The sequence below is a fragment of the Pseudoalteromonas sp. BZA4 genome, assembly GCF_040104395.1.
Classification (GTDB): domain Bacteria; phylum Pseudomonadota; class Gammaproteobacteria; order Enterobacterales; family Alteromonadaceae; genus Pseudoalteromonas.
The window spans coordinates 1-17,966 of the sequence record NZ_JBECOT010000005.1; the positions used below are offsets into that span (position 1 = coordinate 1).

General features: G+C 39.9%; 11 protein-coding genes. 3 read left to right on the forward strand and 8 right to left on the reverse strand.

Going from position 1 to position 17,966, the window contains the following annotated elements:
* Positions 1-198: 198 nt before the first annotated feature.
* From ABMY41_RS03470 to ABMY41_RS03480, 3 genes are all read right to left on the reverse strand, one after another.
* The gene (locus ABMY41_RS03470) at positions 199-2,454 is read right to left on the reverse strand and encodes an acyl-CoA dehydrogenase (RefSeq protein WP_054562441.1); all 2,256 of its coding nucleotides are present in this window, start codon (positions 2,452-2,454) and stop codon (positions 199-201) included.
* 253 nt (positions 2,455-2,707) lie between these two features.
* Positions 2,708-4,240: a phospholipase D family protein gene (locus ABMY41_RS03475; RefSeq protein WP_349274142.1), complete on the reverse strand. Its 1,533-nt coding sequence runs from the start codon at positions 4,238-4,240 to the stop codon at positions 2,708-2,710.
* 157 nt (positions 4,241-4,397) lie between these two features.
* Positions 4,398-4,592, reverse strand: coding sequence for a (2Fe-2S)-binding protein (locus tag ABMY41_RS03480; protein WP_054554573.1), 195 nt, complete (start codon positions 4,590-4,592; stop codon positions 4,398-4,400).
* A 359-nt stretch (positions 4,593-4,951) separates the two neighbouring features.
* Between ABMY41_RS03480 and ABMY41_RS03485 the strand changes: the two genes are divergently transcribed.
* The gene (locus ABMY41_RS03485) at positions 4,952-5,650 is read left to right on the forward strand and encodes a hypothetical protein (protein ID WP_349274143.1); all 699 of its coding nucleotides are present in this window, start codon (positions 4,952-4,954) and stop codon (positions 5,648-5,650) included.
* Between the two features lie 57 nt (positions 5,651-5,707).
* On the opposite strand, the gene ABMY41_RS03490 is transcribed toward ABMY41_RS03485, so the two are convergent.
* Positions 5,708-6,124: a hypothetical protein gene (locus tag ABMY41_RS03490; RefSeq protein WP_251601663.1), complete on the reverse strand. Its 417-nt coding sequence runs from the start codon at positions 6,122-6,124 to the stop codon at positions 5,708-5,710.
* Positions 6,125-6,421: 297 nt separating this feature from the next.
* Between ABMY41_RS03490 and ABMY41_RS03495 the strand changes: the two genes are divergently transcribed.
* Positions 6,422-7,969, forward strand: a complete 1,548-nt coding sequence (locus ABMY41_RS03495) for a CHRD domain-containing protein (RefSeq protein WP_349274144.1) — start codon at positions 6,422-6,424, stop codon at positions 7,967-7,969.
* Positions 7,970-8,021: 52 nt separating this feature from the next.
* Here the strand turns inward: ABMY41_RS03495 and ABMY41_RS03500 are convergent, their stop codons facing one another.
* The 3 genes from ABMY41_RS03500 to ABMY41_RS03510 all read right to left on the reverse strand — a co-directional run bounded on the left by ABMY41_RS03500 (position 8,022) and on the right by ABMY41_RS03510 (position 10,618).
* A complete protein-coding gene (locus tag ABMY41_RS03500) occupies positions 8,022-8,507 on the reverse strand; it encodes a DUF6436 domain-containing protein (protein ID WP_289097075.1) in 486 nt (161 codons plus the stop codon).
* A gap of 13 nt (positions 8,508-8,520) precedes the next feature.
* A complete protein-coding gene (locus tag ABMY41_RS03505; RefSeq protein WP_251601657.1) occupies positions 8,521-9,987 on the reverse strand; it encodes a methyl-accepting chemotaxis protein in 1,467 nt (488 codons plus the stop codon).
* A gap of 76 nt (positions 9,988-10,063) precedes the next feature.
* Positions 10,064-10,618, reverse strand: coding sequence for an isochorismatase family protein (locus ABMY41_RS03510; RefSeq protein WP_289097074.1), 555 nt, complete (start codon positions 10,616-10,618; stop codon positions 10,064-10,066).
* A 253-nt stretch (positions 10,619-10,871) separates the two neighbouring features.
* Between ABMY41_RS03510 and ABMY41_RS03515 the strand changes: the two genes are divergently transcribed.
* The gene (locus ABMY41_RS03515; protein ID WP_349274145.1) at positions 10,872-15,323 is read left to right on the forward strand and encodes an EAL domain-containing protein; all 4,452 of its coding nucleotides are present in this window, start codon (positions 10,872-10,874) and stop codon (positions 15,321-15,323) included.
* Here ABMY41_RS03515 and ABMY41_RS03520 read toward each other — a convergent pair.
* The gene (locus ABMY41_RS03520; RefSeq protein ID WP_289097072.1) at positions 15,298-17,778 is read right to left on the reverse strand and encodes a response regulator; all 2,481 of its coding nucleotides are present in this window, start codon (positions 17,776-17,778) and stop codon (positions 15,298-15,300) included. The two genes, ABMY41_RS03515 and ABMY41_RS03520, sit on opposite strands and share 26 nt — an antisense overlap.
* Positions 17,779-17,966 lie beyond the last annotated feature (188 nt).

Here is a 17,966-nt window from a genome sequence, read left to right on the forward strand (position 1 = left end):
TATCTACTCATGTTTTTCCTTATATGACTTCGCTAAAAATCAAGTAAGGAATTAACATGAGTATTTTTTCAGGCAAAGCCTAAATGATGATAACCACCTACTGAAGTAGGTGGTTTAGGGCCGAAAATAAAAAACCCGTGCTAGGCACGGGTTTTCGAAGATAAAGTCCTAATACTGCTCAGGACTTGCATTGTTGAATTACTCGTTTACCACACTTTTAAGTGGGTTTACTGGCTTTGCATTGTCATCCAGTAAGTTCATATCAAAGTCGAACTCATCAACACGAATCGCTTTTTCACGCTTCTTGTTGTAATCAATCAGTTTTGCATATTCTTCTTCGTTGATAACACTTGCAACAAGTGCATTATCAAGCGTTTCTGCAAAACGAACGCCCGGCTTAATAGTTTTAGCACGCAGAGCTTTTTTAACTTTCTTAAGTAAATCAAGGCATGCCATTTTCGCTTTGTACGCTTGCTCATTGATGTAATGACCATCACCTTCAATTGGGTTAACCAAGTGAGTGATTTGCGCTTTAAATGCCGTATCCATTTGCGCTTGAGTCGCAAGTTCACGGATTAAATCATCGCTGATCTTAGGCATTTTCATTGAGTAGTTCATCGTAATGAAACGCATAAACTTACGAGTACCACTTGCAGGGAAGTTATCTAAGAACTTATGCAATGCTTCTTCAGCGCTTTGTAGTGCAAAGCGAGTCGCATAGTGGAAGTAAGGCGCAGCTTGCTCACGTTCACTGCTTGCTACTTTTTGCTCGTAGTATTTAATTGATGCCATCGCCGCATACAAGAAGCTCATTACGTCGCCTAAACGTGCAGATAACATTTCTGCTTGCTTAAGTTTGCCGCCCAGTACCAATAACGAGAAGTCAGCGTAAACGGCAAGTTTTGCAGATAGTTTGTGCGCTGCTTTTTCGTATTCACGTACTTCTGGTAGTGACGATTTAGCACCCGCAGTAAACGGTAATACACCTAAACGGAAAGCTCGTAAGCTGTTAGCTACGCTGTAACCTACTGTTTTACGTAAGATGCTGTTGAATTCTTTATCTGCATTTTTGTCTTCGCTATGGATAGACTCAACCATAGTTTGTAGGTAAGGGTGACAACGCATTACACCTTGACCAAAAATCATAAGGTTACGAGTAAGAATGTTTGCACCTTCAACCGTGATTGCGATTGGTTGTGCAACATATCCACTTGCTAATGTATTTTGCGGACCATTTTGAATTGCTTTACCTGCTTGAATATCCATTGCTGAATCAAGCACGTTACGACCAATTTCTGTCATGTGGTATTTAGCAATCGCAGTGACTACAGATGGTTTTAGGCCCATGCCTAAACCTTCTGTTGTTAATACACGCATTGCTTCTTGAAGGTAAGTTTTACCTGCGATATCAGCAAGCTTCTCTTGGATACCTTCGAATTGACCAATCGCCAGACCAAACTGCTCACGTACTGCTGCGTACTCTGAAGCACCTTTAAATGCTACTTGTGATGAACTAACACCAAGTGCCGGTAACGAAATACCACGGCCCGCACCTAAACAGCTAACCAGCATTTGCCAGCCACGGCCGATGTTCTTTTGACCACCAATGATGAAGTCCATTGGTACAAATACTTTTTCACCGCGAGTCGTACCGTTGTAAAAACGGATGCCCATAGGATCATGACGATTACCAAGTTCAACACCTGGGTGATCTTTAGGAATAAGCGCACAGGTAATACCTAAGTTTTCTTTGCCGCCTAGTAAACCGTCAGGGTCAACTACTTTAAATGCTAAACCTAATACTGTCGCAATTGGCGCAAGTGTGATGTAGCGTTTGTCCCAGGTAATTTCTAAACCTAATACTTCTTCACCATTGAACTGGCCACGTTTAACAACACCGATATCTGGAATACCACCCGCATCTGAACCCGCTTCTGGGCTAGTTAGTGCGAAACATGGAATATCACGACCATTTGCAAGACGTGGTAAGTAGTGATCTTGTTGCTCTTTAGTACCAAAGTGAAGTAATAGCTCACCAGGGCCTAATGAGTTAGGAACCATCACGGTTACCGCAACCGCAGAACTCTTAGTCGCGATTGTCGCAACAATTGTTGAGTTTGCATAAGGGCTGAATTCTAAACCGCCGAATGATTTAGGAATGATAAGCGAGAAAAAACGCTCTTTTTTCAAGAAATCAAGAATGTAATCAGGAAGATGAACACCATTTTGAATTTCAGAATCATCAATCATTGATAATAATTCTTTTACTGGGCCATCTAAGAATGCTTGCTCTTCAGCGCTCAGCTTAGCTGCTGGCACGTCACGAAGTGCATCGAAATCAGGTTTACCTTGGTAGATTGAACCTTCTAACCAAACATCACCCGCATCTAACGCTTCTTGTTCTGTAATTGAAATACTAGGTAATACTTTTTTTAATTTTGTACGTAAGCTCATAATAAACTCATCCGACCAGATAGTAATACCTACATTACGTCATAAAACGAGCAATAGATCAATTGGTCCAACCAGTTTTTTTTAACATTTTTTATATTTATTTTTTCTTTGCACGCTAAGCACTTGAATACAATGGGTTTACACGTGTACGCTCAAACGCCATTTTTTATCCCGAAATGGTTAACAACTAAAGGCTGAAAACAAAAAGCCCAACTAAAAAGTTGGGCTTAGGTATAAATACTGAAGGAATGGTTTAGAGCTCATCTTCGATAGGGAATAACGAAATAAACCACACTTGAAAACGTCGCCACGAAGACGTTTGTGGTTCTTCATCAAACTGCTCATTACTCACGGTATCGAGCCAAACTAAGTCATTATCTTTGAGCTCAACTTTCCAGGCATATTCAGGCATTTGCGTATCAACCCAATGGGCTAAAAAGCGGCTAAGCTTTTCGCTTTCGATTAAAACGCCCATCTCGGTATTTAAATCAAGCGAGCGAGGGTCGAGGTTCATGGTGCCCACAAAAATCTTTTCATCATCAAAGGTCATGGTTTTTGCGTGTAAACTTGCTTGTGATGACCCGGTTACTTTACGCCCTGCTTTACGCTTAATGGCCATTAAGTCACTGGGTTTTAACTCCCACAGCTTAACCCCACCTTTTACGAGATCTTCTCGGTACTTTTTATAACCAGCATGCACTGCAGATACATCGGTAGCAGCTAAAGAGTTAGTCAGTACAGTGACATCAACGCCCTGCTTTGCCCAATTGGTCAGTAATTTAACGCCCTGCTCACGAGGAATAAAATACGGCGACACAATTATTGCTTTTTGTTTCGGCTCACCCATTTCTTTAAACAACATTGGCGACATATTGGCCGATTTTTCACTGACTTCGTTCATTACCTTATCGGGGTGATCATAAAACAACACAGACTTTTGCCAATCGAATTCTATTTCATCGTGCAATAAGCGTTTTACAAAGGCGCTTTCGCGTAACTGCTCAACGTAATTACTCTGCTGATTTTGCTCAACATAGGTCGATAAGCTTTTAGTGATATCAATAAGTGATTGCTCATCACGCTCACCGTGCAAATCTTCAACAGGGTAAGACAGCTGATGGTTCCAATATAAATCAAATGCCTTTGATGCCTCTGGCACAATTTCGCCAACACTCATCACATCTAAATCAATAAATTCAGAATGATCTTCAGCAGAGAAATACGCATTACCTATGTTGCGCCCACCGGTGATAAAAATCCGATTATCAACAATAAAGCTCTTGTTATGCATACGTCTTGAAAGCTGGCTAAAGTTGGTAACAAAACCGAGCGCTCTAAAACGACGATTAGGAAATGGATTAAATAATCGAACTTCAATATTAGGGTGAACAGCCAGTGCAGCTAAATCAAGCTCACTGTCGGCTTGCGATAAGTCATCAAGCAACAAGCGAATTCTTACCCCCCTATCTGCGGCTTTTAATAAAAAGGCCGTAAATAAAATGGTGGTTTGCTGCCTGTGGTATAAATAGTACTGCACATCAATGGTGTGCTCTGCAGAATCAATGAGCGCCAACCTAGCTACAAAGGCATCGACCCCATCTGCTAAAGGATAAAACCCTGATAACCCAGGATGATTATTACCCACTGCATCTCCTATGGTACTGGGTGTATCCGCTGCAATGGCATAGCTTGGTTGAATGGACTCTCGTGAAGGTAACTGCGCACAGCCCGCGGTGATTAAAATGAGTACTGCACAAAAAAGTGATTTTGAAGAGTCTATTATCATGGCTTCCTACCAATGACCGTGTGATACACGTATCTGCTTTGTTATAACCCTAATAAATGAAGGGGTTAAAAGCAAATAAAAACTCGTAAGTATGGGGATAAATTAGAAGAATTAAACGAAGAAAAATAGTTAAGTAAACATGCTTAAGAGCAAGTAATTACGCTACTTGCTCAGTGATATCTGCAATTTCGATCAGTTTGCGATTAAGAATTTTTTTACAACAACCACAACACTTGCCGCACTGGCTACCCACTTGCAGCTCTTTTGATAAATCGCGCATCGTCATAGCGCCATCATCAATTGTTTGTTCGATTTTTTTATCAGTCACACCATGACATAAACAGATATACATGAATGCAAACCACTCTCATTTCTCTTGATGGTCAGCATATTAATCTAAACGGTAATAGTTCGCAATAGTGTTATAGACAATATTTGCATAACTTTTATACCGAAATTTCATAAATGGTACACAACTAAAAATTTTCCCTTATGATTTGGGCAGTTAGTTAAAGGCGGCTAAAGAAAAAATTTTTATTTTTTTTGGTATTGTTCTGCTCTAAAAGTGAGCTATTCCTTATGCTGGATTTCAAGTAATTAGTTTTGATAAATAAACCATTTTAGATAACACAACAAAGCGCCTCGGTAATTGGCAATAAAGAACTGCTTTTGCTATTTTACGCCTAATACTAGATCAGTAATCGAGGACACATGGAAGCGCCTACTTTTGAATTAACCCGTGATAACTTTAACTCAATCTTTTTTCAGACTTTCATAAAAACGAAAGTGCAATCTGAAATACCTATCTTGAGATGCGCAGTCCCTTTACCTAAAGCACAGAAATTCAAAGCAAAATTAATCACTGGTGCTATATTCATCATTGCTTGCCACCTTGTTTGGAAAACACAATCCGGTGCAGGTGCAATTGCCGCTGTGATCATTACTTATCTCAGTTACTTTTTAAGTCAGATGTTTATCGCCAATAAGCGTTACTTCATTCATGAATCCCCGTTGTGCGAAATTAAAATAAACCAAGAACAGGTTTACCTGCCTGCACTTTTATTCGATGACAGAAAACCACGAACAATTAAAAGAGAAGATTTACTTAATGTTGAGGCCATATGGAATTTTACACGCACCAAAAGCGGCTACGATATTAACGATCCACAACCTAGGCGTGCCTATCTATTTTCTGTTATTTTTAAAACTCGCTATGGTGATTCAATTCCTTTAAATGACTGGAGCTTAGAACATCCTGAGCTCTTCAAGACACTTGTTGAGTATGATTACCCAGTCACTATGATCAGAACAGCCAAACGCGGATCACCAATAACAGTTCACATAAAATGGTTCTTCCTATTTACCTTTATATGTACTCTCATCTACTCACTTATAAAGTATGTAATTTAGCGGACTTATAAATATGCAATTGGCAAAGCAACTGCGAGCAAGCGCTTTGCCTTAAACTTAGGCTTTATTGTTAAACAGCATACCAGAGTGATTACTAGAAGTAGGAGCAAACAAAGAGTTTATCATCGTAGAAACATTACTTTTTACGGCAAGCTGGACTGCACTTATCTCTTCATCAAGTTGTTTATTAAGCTCTAGTAACTCACTTTCTCGTTGTTCTGGAGCTAGGTCTTTGTTGCTTTTTAAACTATTAATCTTATTTTGTAACTCCTTTATTTTTACTACAAGCTCTTGTTGTGTGTGTGATGTCTTTGATTGAGCTTCTGCTTGTGGATCAGAATCAACGCCCGCTTCTTGTTGTTTAGCGCCTTGGAGGTTTGTTGCTTTTTCACTTTCTGGGTTTAGCTCATTTTTATTTTGCTGATCTAATAATGGCTCTTTTAGGAATGAGGATGTGTACGAAGTTAGCTGCATAGTTTTCCTATCGTTAATTTTTTGACGTTTAGCTATAAACCTTTTGAAAACAAAATAGATGCACAATCCGTACCTATTTATCACCCAAACTTTTTATGTTGCTAAGCATGTATGTTCCTTTAAAGTTAGCGATATTAAACTTTAACTATTAATCCCCTTTTCCAACAAACCAATACTAAAGAGCTAGTTTTTAACTTTTAAACAACCTTTTGTGATCACTTTTTATACACCAGCCGTAAGCCTTATTGAAATGCACACGTCGTAACGTCCGAACATACAAAGATATAAGGAAGAACGATGAAATACATACTCCTGGCTAGCAGCTTACTTTTTCTCACCGCGTGTAGCGATGATGATGACGATAATACCGAAGTTGTTACCCCTCCCCCAGTTCAAGAATTCACTCCAAGTAAAACCTATTCTGTAACTTTAAGTGGCAAACAAGAAGTGCCAATGAATGACTCAATGCAAACAGCGACTGCAACGGTAGAGCTTGACGAAAGTTTAATGCAATTTCGTGCAACACTTGATGCAAGCTCAGTTGAAGGTTTTAGCGCAGCACACATACACGACGGCGATTTAGGCGCTAATGGTGATGTTGCTTTTGCATTTAAGGCCACTACCGATGGTATGTATGAAGTCGCAATTACCGACCTTGATGAAAGCTTGATCGCTGATTTAATGGATGGCGATTGGTACATTAACCTTCATACCGAACAATATGCAAACGGCGAACTTCGTGCGCAAATTGTGCCTGATACAACCAACATCATTACGTTTGTTTTAAATGGCGATCAGCAAGTGCCTATGAACGACAGTGACGCAATGGGTTATGGCTATGCATCTTATGATAGCGCCACGACAGAATTACGACTTCGTGCGGTGACTATGGGTGTTGATGATGCTACAGCAGCTCATATCCATACAGGAAAATTAGGCTCAAATGGTGATGTATTCGTGACTTTAGAACAAGACGACGAAGTCATGACTGACTGGGTTGTACCAGAAGGCACCATGATCGACAGCGACACTCTGGCAGTACTTTTAGACGGCGGTCACTATGTTAATGTTCATACGCCTGAATTTGCCGGTGGCGAAATTCGCGGCCAAATCTTAACAGACAACTATGCAGTTGCGACCTTTGACTTAAGTGGTAATCAAGAAGTGCCTATGGTCAGCACCATGGCTGATGGTGATGGTTATGCCCTTGTTGATACAACAGACTACAGCGTAGAGCTTACTGTTGTAACATCAGGCTTAGACGATGCAAGTGCTGCCCACATTCATACAGGTCGTATAGGCACCAATGGCGACGTTCTTGCCGCGTTAGAGCAGTCAAGCGATAACATGAACCTGTGGCAAACACCTGAAAACACCATGATCAATGCAGATATTTTTGCAGTGCTGGCTTCTGGCGGTCACTACGTTAATGTGCATACTCCAGCTAACCCAGGTGGTGAACTACGTGGTCAAATCCTTACCGACAACTACGTGTTTGTAACCTTCCCGCTTTCTGGTGAACAAGAAGTACCCGCGGTCACAACGGATGCATCTGGTGATGGTTATGCGCTAGTGAATACCAATGATTACAGTGTTGAGCTACAAGTACTAACATCAGGTGTAAGTGATGCAAGTGCAGCCCATATTCATACTGGCGTAGCAGGTGAAAATGGCCCTGTGTTAGCTCCTCTTGTACAAGACAGTGATGATATGAATCGCTGGATGAGCAGCACAGGCTTAATGATAGACGCCGATATCTTTTCAGTTTTAGCTTCAGGCGGTCATTATGTAAACATTCATACCCCTGCAAACCCAAGCGGTGAGATACGAGGCCAAATTCAATAACTTTATAGAGTCAGAGGCCAATATACTTGGCCTCTTTTACTTACCTTCTAGCTCAATTAATCTCACAATAGCATCCCTCGGCGTCTGAGTTAATAAACTGGCTATTAAAACCCGCACGTAAGTTTGCAATTACTAACTCAACAAAGCCATTCTGACTGGAACAGGCGAGTCCTTTTGATAATGGCCCTGCATACACAAGCTGTTGATTTTCTGAAACAAGTACTGCGGCAGGTTGAGCGGGTAATATTGCAGCAACCGCAGATGTTGGTTTAAGTTTTATTACTTTAATACCTTGCTCTGCTGCATAGCTGCTAAGGCTTATTATGTGCGGTTGTGAACGCTCTGAGCATACACAGGTATTTTCATCAATAATGTACAAGGTATCTGCATTAGTGATGCCAAGCCCCATACTTTGATGAAAAGCAGGTAACCAGCTGGCTGTGTCTAGCTTTTTATCTGGATCAAAGGTACTTGCTTGTTGAGAATAAGCAAACACCAAGGCTAATGCTACAGAGGCAACCCAAAGTAGAGTTGCCATTATCAGCCATTTGCTATTTGAATTTAGCAATACCTTGCTCCAGTACATCGATACTTACATCAATTAACTGTACGCGATCGGTGAGTTTTTCAATCATCAGGTTGTCGTTGGCTTGGTTAGCAATTAAGGCCTGTGAATTATCGGCAATAGCACGCGTATTTCCCGCTTGATTTCGCACTACATGAGCAACCGACTGGGAGCTACTTGCAGCAACATTCACCTGCTCTGTCATCTCGGTAATTTGCAGTTTCATCTGCGAACTAATGGCCGACAACTGCTCTATAAGCGCAACACTACCCTGCATCGACTTAGTAGATGAGGCACTGTTTTGCATCAAGCTTTCAAGCGTATTAGTTATTTTATCCGTCGTGTTTTTACTGCGTGTTGCCAAGTTTCTAACTTCATCAGCCACTACCGCAAAGCCGCGGCCTTGTTCACCTGCACGTGCAGCTTCAATTGCAGCGTTAAGCGCAAGTAAATTCGTTTGCTCAGCAATTGACGAAATTTCATTAAGTAATTCTGAGATATGCGAACATGCACTCACCAGTTGGCCTATATTTTGATCTGCTTCTTGAAGGTTATTAGCAAGCTCAGCCGTTTTGCTGTCTGTATTAGCCACTTCATTTAATGCCTCTGTAGCACTTAAATGGAGCTGCTCAAACTGTGTTTGTAGCTCATTACTTTCTTGTTCAACATGAGCAAAGCCTTCGGCGACTCGTTCACCTGACTGCGCGATATCCGTCGATAGCTGCTCACGATTAAGTGCTTGCTCATGCAATTCGTCGTGTACTTCAAGTAGTTGTTTAGACTGGTTTTTTAAAACACTACTTTGGCTTTGAACATCACCAATCACGCTCGATACAAAACCCAGTAAACGGTTAAAACCCGCTACAGCTTCACTGTGACTATCATCCGCTCTTAAACTAATATTAATGCTGTTTTCGTCGGCCATTATCTGCTCTGTCGTTGTGCTTAACGATAAGCCAGAACTACGTTCACGATGTAGGGTTTTAGCAATATAGCCAGCTACAATTGCTTCAACAATGGCATACACGGCATGAATAAGTACGGTGCTAAAATACAATCTGTCTGGATCAAAAACGTATAAACCGACTTCGTTTATCTGTAAAAAGTAAAAGCTCAAATGGTGAACGGCCACAAAAGCAAGTGCAGTAATAAACACGCGCCATTCAACAAACATGATCAACACGGCCATTAAAATAAATATTTCAAAGTGAACCTCAATAAGGCCGTAGCTTTGTTGGATGTGTAAAAACGAAAACATCATGCAACCGGCAGCTACAACATGAGCTGTTAATTTGCTCGTTGGGTATTGATGGAGCATCCAAAGCGGTAAAGACAGTAATAATAAACCCGTTACCAAACCTGTAATTAAGGTCGAATAAATAAAGCCTAAAACTAAAGATTCAACAAACAATAAAAGGAACAAATAAGTAAAAAGGCGGCGCACACTCGTCATAGATAAAGCCTTAATTATTAAATAATTTACAAAAATACAATTAATCGAGCTAATACGGTTTGATGCGCATCATGGTTCACTTTATTAATTGCAATAATGCCCTAAATTGATCGGTCCCTGCTTTTTCTAGCCATTGAAATATCACACTTTCTGTACAGCTAATAATAGCACCTGCTGCCGATAGCTGCTTAACAGCCAACTCTTTGTGTTTTTTGTTGCGTGATGCAATGGCATCTTCCACTACAAACACTTGGTAACCATTGGCAATTAAGTCTAAACATGTTTGCAGTACACACACATGCGACTCTGTACCCGTTACCACTATTTGCTTACGGTTAAAGCCAGCCAATAGGTTGTTAAATTGAACCTCTTGGCATGCGCTAAAATGTATTTTGTGATAGCAGTTAGTGCCAGTTATAAAAGGTAAGAGCTGTTCACTACTTTTACCTAACTTGGTTGGGTTTTGTTCGGTAAATAGATAGGGAATATCTAAAGCTTTAGCTGCTTTTATTAACTTTTCGGTCTGATTAACAGCTGAGCCAAAGTCGTTAATTACCGGCTCAAGCCCTGCCTGAAGGTCAATAATTAATAACAAGGCATTACTTTTTCGACTGATAAATGAATGGCGCATCACGTTCTCAAATTGCTGATAATTGAACTAGTTATAGCATAGGTTTCAGTTTCAGCGCCAAGTAGACCTTATTACTATTTTTTCTTTTCAGAACCATTAATTACGGTCATAATTGTGCTATATTTTGTTAAAAATTATGCGCAAATAATAATTTAGGGTTAATCAATCAGTGCCTAAACTTTTTCTTTTGATTTTCAGTTTGCTGTTCTTCACGCTTTCCTCTTCGGCGTTGGCACAAAACTATGCTTTGCAAATGCAGCGTATTTCAACCGATGAAGGACTTACGCAAGGCAGTGTAACTAAAATCGTGCAAGATGATTTAGGCTTTATCTGGATTGGTACCTATCAAGGCTTAAATAGGTATGATGGTTATCAAGTAGCGCCTTTTGCTGGAGAGTACATTCTTGATCAGCGACAAGTTACCACAATGCATAAAACTGACGACGGAAAAATTTTCGTCAGCACTGAGTTTTCAGGTGCTTTTCTAATAGACCCAAAAACACTAAAAGTTGAAAAAATCTATTCTGGCAAACTAGACCCTGAAGATGTTTTCTTTTCACCTATTTTAGCAATCACTGAAGACGATCACTTTTTTTACTTCGCTATTGCCCAGCACGTTTATTCATATAACAAGCAATCAAAAAAGTTTTTGCATGAGTTTTCTATCAATAAAGAAGAGCATATTGTGCGAGCACTCACCCTGCACGACAACTTTTTATATATAGGCACATCAAATGGGCTTTTCTCAAAAAATCTTGCAGATGAGCATATCTCGCATATTCCGCTTACCGATAAATCTCAGGTCACCGAAGATAATAAAAACGTAAAATTTTTAAGGGTCGATGCGCAACTGGGCTTATTTGTTGGCACTGTAGAGGGCATGTTTGATATCCCTTTTAACGCTAACCGTTTACTGGCGTTTGATAAGGTAAGGCTGTTAATTCCTAACTTAAATATTTGGGACTACTCTATTAGCTCATTTGGTGAATATATCGTCACAGAAAAAGGATTGTTCGAATTTAATCGCCAAACCATGTCGGTTGAGTTCATCTTAAACTTTGAACAAAGTAAGTTTTTGATGTCTGACAATTCAATTCAAGATGTAATGATTGATAAAACTGGCTTGCTGTGGCTTGCATCTCGTTCTCAAGGCGTTTTTACTTGGTCAACACTCGCAAGACGTTTTAAACACATTGAATTAAAAAATAACCAAGCTCGCTTCAATAATAATGTCTGGTCGGTATTACAAGATCAAAACAATACGGTTTGGATTGGTACAGATAATGGCTTAATGAAGTACAACCAAGTTACTAAAGATATTACACCCTACTTAGTTAGCAACGATGAAAAAGCCTTTCATGGTGAGCATGGTATTTATGGTATTACCGAAGCTAACATTGATGAAAGCAACCGTTATCTATGGCTAATGAAATACATAGGCCTTGCCTTGTTTGATAAACAAAAAGGTGAACTGGTGCCTATAAAAGGCAATGCTGAGGCCATACACCTTATAAATTACGGCCCTAACTGGGGCTTTCGTGCTATGGGTAATGATCAATTTGCATTTTTAGATGACCAAAATTTTTATAAATACAATGGTAAAACAGGCGAACTTACCACTATTAAAGGATTAAAAGAACAAGTTGACCTAGTTAATGCCCATGCTTTTTTAAAGCCACTGCCTGATCATCCTGATGAATATGTACTGAGTATGTCTGGCAAGTTATACCGCTACAATGAGCAGACTCAAAAGTTAACACTGATATACCAAACAGAAAACTATAACCCTTTAGCGTTCACCACAATTGATGACTGGGTGATGGATTATAACAATACCCTTTGGCTTGGTTCAGCTGACGAAGGACTTATTGGCATAGATGCTAAAACTTACGAAGTTAAACACCGTATTAATATACAGTCGGGCTTAAAAGCTAAATCTGTTTTTGCATTGCAAATAGATCGTTTTGGTTTTTTATGGTTAGGGACTCAAAATGGCCTTTACCGCCTTGATTTAAGTTCCTTAGAACTTGACCGTTACTTTATTCGCGATGGTTTAGCCGTTAATGAATTTAACATTGATGCCGACACCACCTTACATAACGGGCAACTAGCATTTGGTAGTACCCGAGGCGTACTTTTACTTTCACCAGAGGACTTTTTATCATCGCCTGTAGAGGCTGGTAATATAAATACCGAAATTACCAATGTAACTTTGCTTTCGCGAGAGCTTAACTACCATCCATATAAATATGTGAATACGCCTCTGCAGATCACCTATGATGATATGGGCTTAGCAGTCACCTTTTCTAATTTTGATACCATCAATAAAGATAAAACATCGTATCGAGTGACCCTTGATGGGCCAACCTCACTGCAATACGAGAAGCTAACAACCAATGAGGTATTTTTCACTAAATTACCGCCTGGTGATTATGTGTTATCAGTGTCGTCATCAACCGAGTTAAGCGATGTAATATCAGCGTCTAGACAGCTAAGATTTAATGTTGCACATGCACCTTGGTCATCCCCTTCTGCAAAAGCAAGTTATGTCATTATTGTTTTCGCTGTTTTGTTTTTCCTATTTTGGCAATACCGTGCTCGTCAGCAACTAATAAGCCGTGCTCATGCAAAAGCTGTAAAATCACAGCAACAAACCGAACTCGCTTTAAGTAGCACTAAAAGTGGTGTTTGGGAGATTAACCTAGCAGAACAATTTTTAAGAACGACCCGTTTTTCAGCTGAACTGGGCTATGCCGAGTATAAAGACGGTATAAGCCTAAACGAGTTTGTGAGTTTAGTGCACCCACATGATCGCAATCATGTAACTAGCCAGTGGCAACTATTTTGTAAGCAAACAAATAATGAGCAGTGGAACATTACTTATCGACTCAAACATAAAAATGACGACTGGCTTTGGTACGAAGACATTGGCCGCATTGTTGCAACCGATGAAAACAACCGTCCATTAAAAATAACCGGTATTTATACCAATATTACAGAGCAACGCGCTAATGCCCAGCAAGCCAGTGTGCTCGGCGAAGCATTTGGGCAAATAAACGACTGGTTGCTAATTTTAGACAATCAACTCAAACCATTTTCTGCTAATGCTAGTTTTGGTGAAGCATTCGCCACGCCAAACAATGTTGCAGAGCTTACTAGTCGCGACTTTATTGCAGCCATAGGCCGTGCAAAATACCTTGAATATATAGACGTATTAAAAACACTTAAACCAAAGCAAAATTGGAAAACAGAGGCTGTTATTCGCACGCTAAAAAGCCCTGCACACCCAGTTCATATTAGTGTTACTGCTGTAGCCAAAGAAAGCCAATCAATTAGTCATTATGTAATTGTAATTTCAGACTTAACAGAGCAAAAACGCGCTGAAGACGATTTGCGTTATTTAGCAAATTATGACCCGTTAACGGGCTTGCCTAACCGCTCCTTAATGTATACAAAAATTAGCAACTGTATAAATAACGCCAAAAAATACAATAAACTAGCTGCATTATTATTTATTGATTTAGATAAATTTAAACCAGTAAATGATTCATTCGGGCACGCTGTCGGCGATCAATTACTTTGCGATATCACGCAAAGAGTAAGCCTGATGTTACCCGAGAACGCCGTAATTGGTCGTCAAAGTGGTGATGAATTTTTGGTTCTTATTAAAGATTTACACTCACCGCAAACACTTAGTGATCTTGTTAAAAAACTCACTGAAGAACTGGCAAGCAAGGTTATAATTGACGACTTTTCAATCAATATTTCTGCGAGTGTTGGTGTCGCTCTTTACCCATTTGATGCGAAAACAGCAGATGATTTAATTAAAAATTCAGATATAGCCATGATGCATGCTAAGCAATCTGGCCGTAACAATTTTAAATATTTCACAGAGCAAATGAATAACCAGCTGACCAAAAAGCTGTTACTTGAAAATGCCTTGAAAGATGCGTTTAAAGACGATGAGTTATTTAATAACTATCAGCCTATTGTTAATGCTAAAACTAAAAAAATAAACGGCGTTGAGCTTTTAATGCGCTGGAAGAATGAGCAAGGTTTTGTATCACCTGCCGAGTTTATTCCTATTGCTGAAGAGATAGGCCTCATCGATGCGTTGACTGAGCAAGCACTTGATAGAGCATTAACAGAGCTGCTACCTATGCTGCGTGCTAACCCACAGTTTTATTTATCATTAAACCTGTCACCAACGCATATTTTAAAATCGAACTTAACTGAACGTTTATTACTTATTTTGAATAATCACATGGTTAAGCCGGTTCAGCTACGTCTTGAAATTACAGAAAACACACTATTAGAAGATAAAGAGAAAGCTTCTAAGCAGCTGCAAAAACTTAAAAATGCCGGCTTCAAACTTTTGCTTGATGACTTTGGCACAGGTTACTCGTCACTAACTTACCTAAGTCAATTCCCGATTGATGTGATCAAAATTGACCAAAGCTTCGTGCGAAACATTGGCCAAGATAAAAGTAATGAATCGATTATTAAAACCATCCATGCGCTGTCATCGAACTTAGGCTTATATTGTATTGCTGAAGGGGTTGAGACCAACGAGCAAATTAGCTTCTTAACAGAGATGGGCTGCGAAGACTTACAAGGTTACTACTTCGCAAAACCTATGTTGGCTGATGAACTGATTGCAGAGAGCACAATTCAAGCAATTATCGATCGACTAAACGCGCTTTAAACCATTTATTTAAGCAGCGATATAGCTCATCTTTATTAATCGGTTTTGAGATAAAGTCATCCATACCAGCTACAAGGCAGCGCTTTTGGTCCTCTTCAAAGGCGTTCGCCGTAATAGCTATAATGATAGCTTCGCCATACAGCGCAGGGTTCTGTTTTATTTCTTGTGTACATTGATAGCCATCCATGTGAGGCATTTGGCAGTCCATCAAAATAATATCTGCCGCAAAGCTTTTAAGCTGCTCAAGCGCCTGTAAGCCATCGTTTGCCATTTTGATAGTACAATGGGTGTCTTGCATCATTTTTTGCAGCACGATTTGATTTACAGGATTATCTTCAACAATCAATACGTTAACCCCACTAAGTGTTGGCTTGTCTGTACTTTGTTCTGCCGTTGCTTCTGCGTCGCTCACAGTGACTGGGATGGCAACAATAAACTCACTGCCCTCACCTTCTTGACTCACCAAAGAAAGCTCTCCATCCATCAACTCTATAATACGTTTACTAATGGTTAGCCCAAGCCCAGTACCACCATATTTACGGGTGGTCGATATATCGGCTTGAGTGAACTCTGTAAACAGTTTGGCCTGTTGATTGGCTGAAATACCAATGCCTGTATCACGTATTGATATTTCAAGAGCGCCATCGACCATTTGGCATTGCATGTTTATTTCACCTGACTCCGTAAATTTACCCGCATTGCTCAAAATGTTATTGATTACTTGGCTAAACCTCAGTGGATCTAGAAGGATATACTCAGGTATGTCCTTTGCTATGCTTAAGTTAAATTCGACACCCGTTTTCACACTGGTATTGCTAAATACTTTTGCTAATTGTTGTAGTAAGGCCTTAATATCAACGGCGCGATTTTCTAATTTAAGCGCCCCCGCTTCAATTTTCGAGAAATCTAAAATATCATTTAAAATCAAAAGCAAGTTATTGGCACTTTGGTGGATCATCGTCAGCTCATCGCGCTCAGTTTCGGGCAGTTTAGGGGTTTCTAATAGCAGTTGAGTCATGCCTAAAATACCATTGAGCGGGGTGCGGATTTCATGGCTCATGTTCGCTAAAAATTGCGACTTGGTACGGTTAGCTTGGTTCGCTAAGCGCACAGCTTCGACTAGCTCATTAGTTTTATCATTAACTTGTTGCTCGAGCTGGGCATTAAAATCGGTCAATTTGTTATTCAACACTTCGTTTTCGTGATTCGCTTGATGTAAGCGATTAAAATTAAGCGCCAGCTTATTTGCTAAACTCGAAAACTGCGACTGTAAACGGCTCACTTCTAGCCAAGTTTGTGGTAAGTCGGTATCTGTGATTGCCCGCTCAGGTTCAAATTTGTCTATTTGTTCAGCTAACTTTTCGATAGGAGCAATTAACCAGCGGCTTAACTGCGTTATGAACACACTGGTTAATAAAATAATGAACAATATCATCACCAAAGACTGACCCCATGCACTGACCGCTACATTGTTCGCATGTTTGCGATTGAGCATGGTCATTACAATCCAGTTATGCTCTGTTGAGCGTGCTTCTCTGGCGTAAAACTGCTGCTCGTTCTCAGCATCAAACATCTTAAAACGAGCTTCGTCTGCAAACGAATCTATTTCTTCATCTGTTAATTGTTGTAGCACTTTAAAGTCATCTAATGTGCTAAATACCACTTTGTTGCTGGCATCTAAAATCAACAACTCACCTTGGTGACTAAATAGACTGGGCCTTAGGCCTGCAAAATAATCAAACATCAGTGAACCTTCAACGACGCCGGTAAAGGTATTTTCAATATAAATTGGTGCTGATACTGCAACTATAGGTAAAGAGCCAAAACCGCGGCCTTTAAATATTGTTGAGATATAACCAAGCTCATTATTAGGCGCATTGATAAAGTAATCTCTATCTGCCACATTGGCGCGAATATTTGACTGCTGCAAACTAATCGCTAACGATTGTGGATAAAAGTGAGTGACATCAGCAAGGGCATCAACAATGATTTGTGTTCTAAAATCAGGGTATAGGTTTGCCATATTTTCAAGGGCAATTTGACGAGGAACTCCATTGGCTATACTTCTGGCAGTAAGTACCACCCCTTTTTTATGGTGATCGAGGTGACCATCAATTGTGCGTGCGATTTCTTTGGCTTTTTCTTTTAACTGTGCATTTATCTCATACTCAATGCGCGCATAATGGTTATTGGTTAGTACTACTGAGGTTAATATAACTACCAGCACAACCAGCAAAGTAACAACATAATTAAGTATTTTATAGAGTGACGAATAATGTTTATGCCACGAATAGCGGCTAAAGAAGAAGCTGAGTAAATCAATAACAGATAAGTAAATTGCCGCATTTAAGCAGTATTTAGCAAGTGCAATGGCAATGGTTAAGATTGGAAGACCTAAAAAGAAATGGCCAAAACTCCAAAGTAGGGGTAAACCAATTACAAACCAAAACAGCATGCCTCGTAAAAAAACTGGCCGCGCTTTTGACAAACAGAATACCTGCAAGCAGATCAATTCTAAGGCAAAAACAATGGAAGGCCACGCATGCCCCCAGCGGTAAAAAATAAACCCCGTGCTTATAAGAAAAGTGATAATTGCATAGCGCCAACCGAGTAGCAGCAAGCTTAAGATCACAAAAAACTGAC

Excerpts from the sequence above, each read along its gene's own strand:
- ABMY41_RS03470 (WP_054562441.1), bottom strand. The coding sequence starts at position 2,454 with ATGAGCTTACGTACAAAATTAAAAAAAGTATTACCTAGTATTTCAATT.
- ABMY41_RS03475 (WP_349274142.1), bottom strand. The coding sequence starts at position 4,240 with ATGATAATAGACTCTTCAAAATCACTTTTTTGTGCAGTACTCATTTTA.
- ABMY41_RS03480 (WP_054554573.1), bottom strand. The coding sequence starts at position 4,592 with ATGTATATCTGTTTATGTCATGGTGTGACTGATAAAAAAATCGAACAA.
- ABMY41_RS03485 (WP_349274143.1), top strand. The coding sequence starts at position 4,952 with ATGGAAGCGCCTACTTTTGAATTAACCCGTGATAACTTTAACTCAATC.
- ABMY41_RS03490 (WP_251601663.1), bottom strand. The coding sequence starts at position 6,124 with ATGCAGCTAACTTCGTACACATCCTCATTCCTAAAAGAGCCATTATTA.
- ABMY41_RS03495 (WP_349274144.1), top strand. The coding sequence starts at position 6,422 with ATGAAATACATACTCCTGGCTAGCAGCTTACTTTTTCTCACCGCGTGT.
- ABMY41_RS03500 (WP_289097075.1), bottom strand. The coding sequence starts at position 8,507 with ATGGCAACTCTACTTTGGGTTGCCTCTGTAGCATTAGCCTTGGTGTTT.
- ABMY41_RS03505 (WP_251601657.1), bottom strand. The coding sequence starts at position 9,987 with ATGACGAGTGTGCGCCGCCTTTTTACTTATTTGTTCCTTTTATTGTTT.
- ABMY41_RS03510 (WP_289097074.1), bottom strand. The coding sequence starts at position 10,618 with ATGCGCCATTCATTTATCAGTCGAAAAAGTAATGCCTTGTTATTAATT.
- ABMY41_RS03515 (WP_349274145.1), top strand. The coding sequence starts at position 10,872 with ATGCAGCGTATTTCAACCGATGAAGGACTTACGCAAGGCAGTGTAACT.
- ABMY41_RS03520 (WP_289097072.1), bottom strand. The coding sequence starts at position 17,778 with ATGCTGTTTTGGTTTGTAATTGGTTTACCCCTACTTTGGAGTTTTGGC.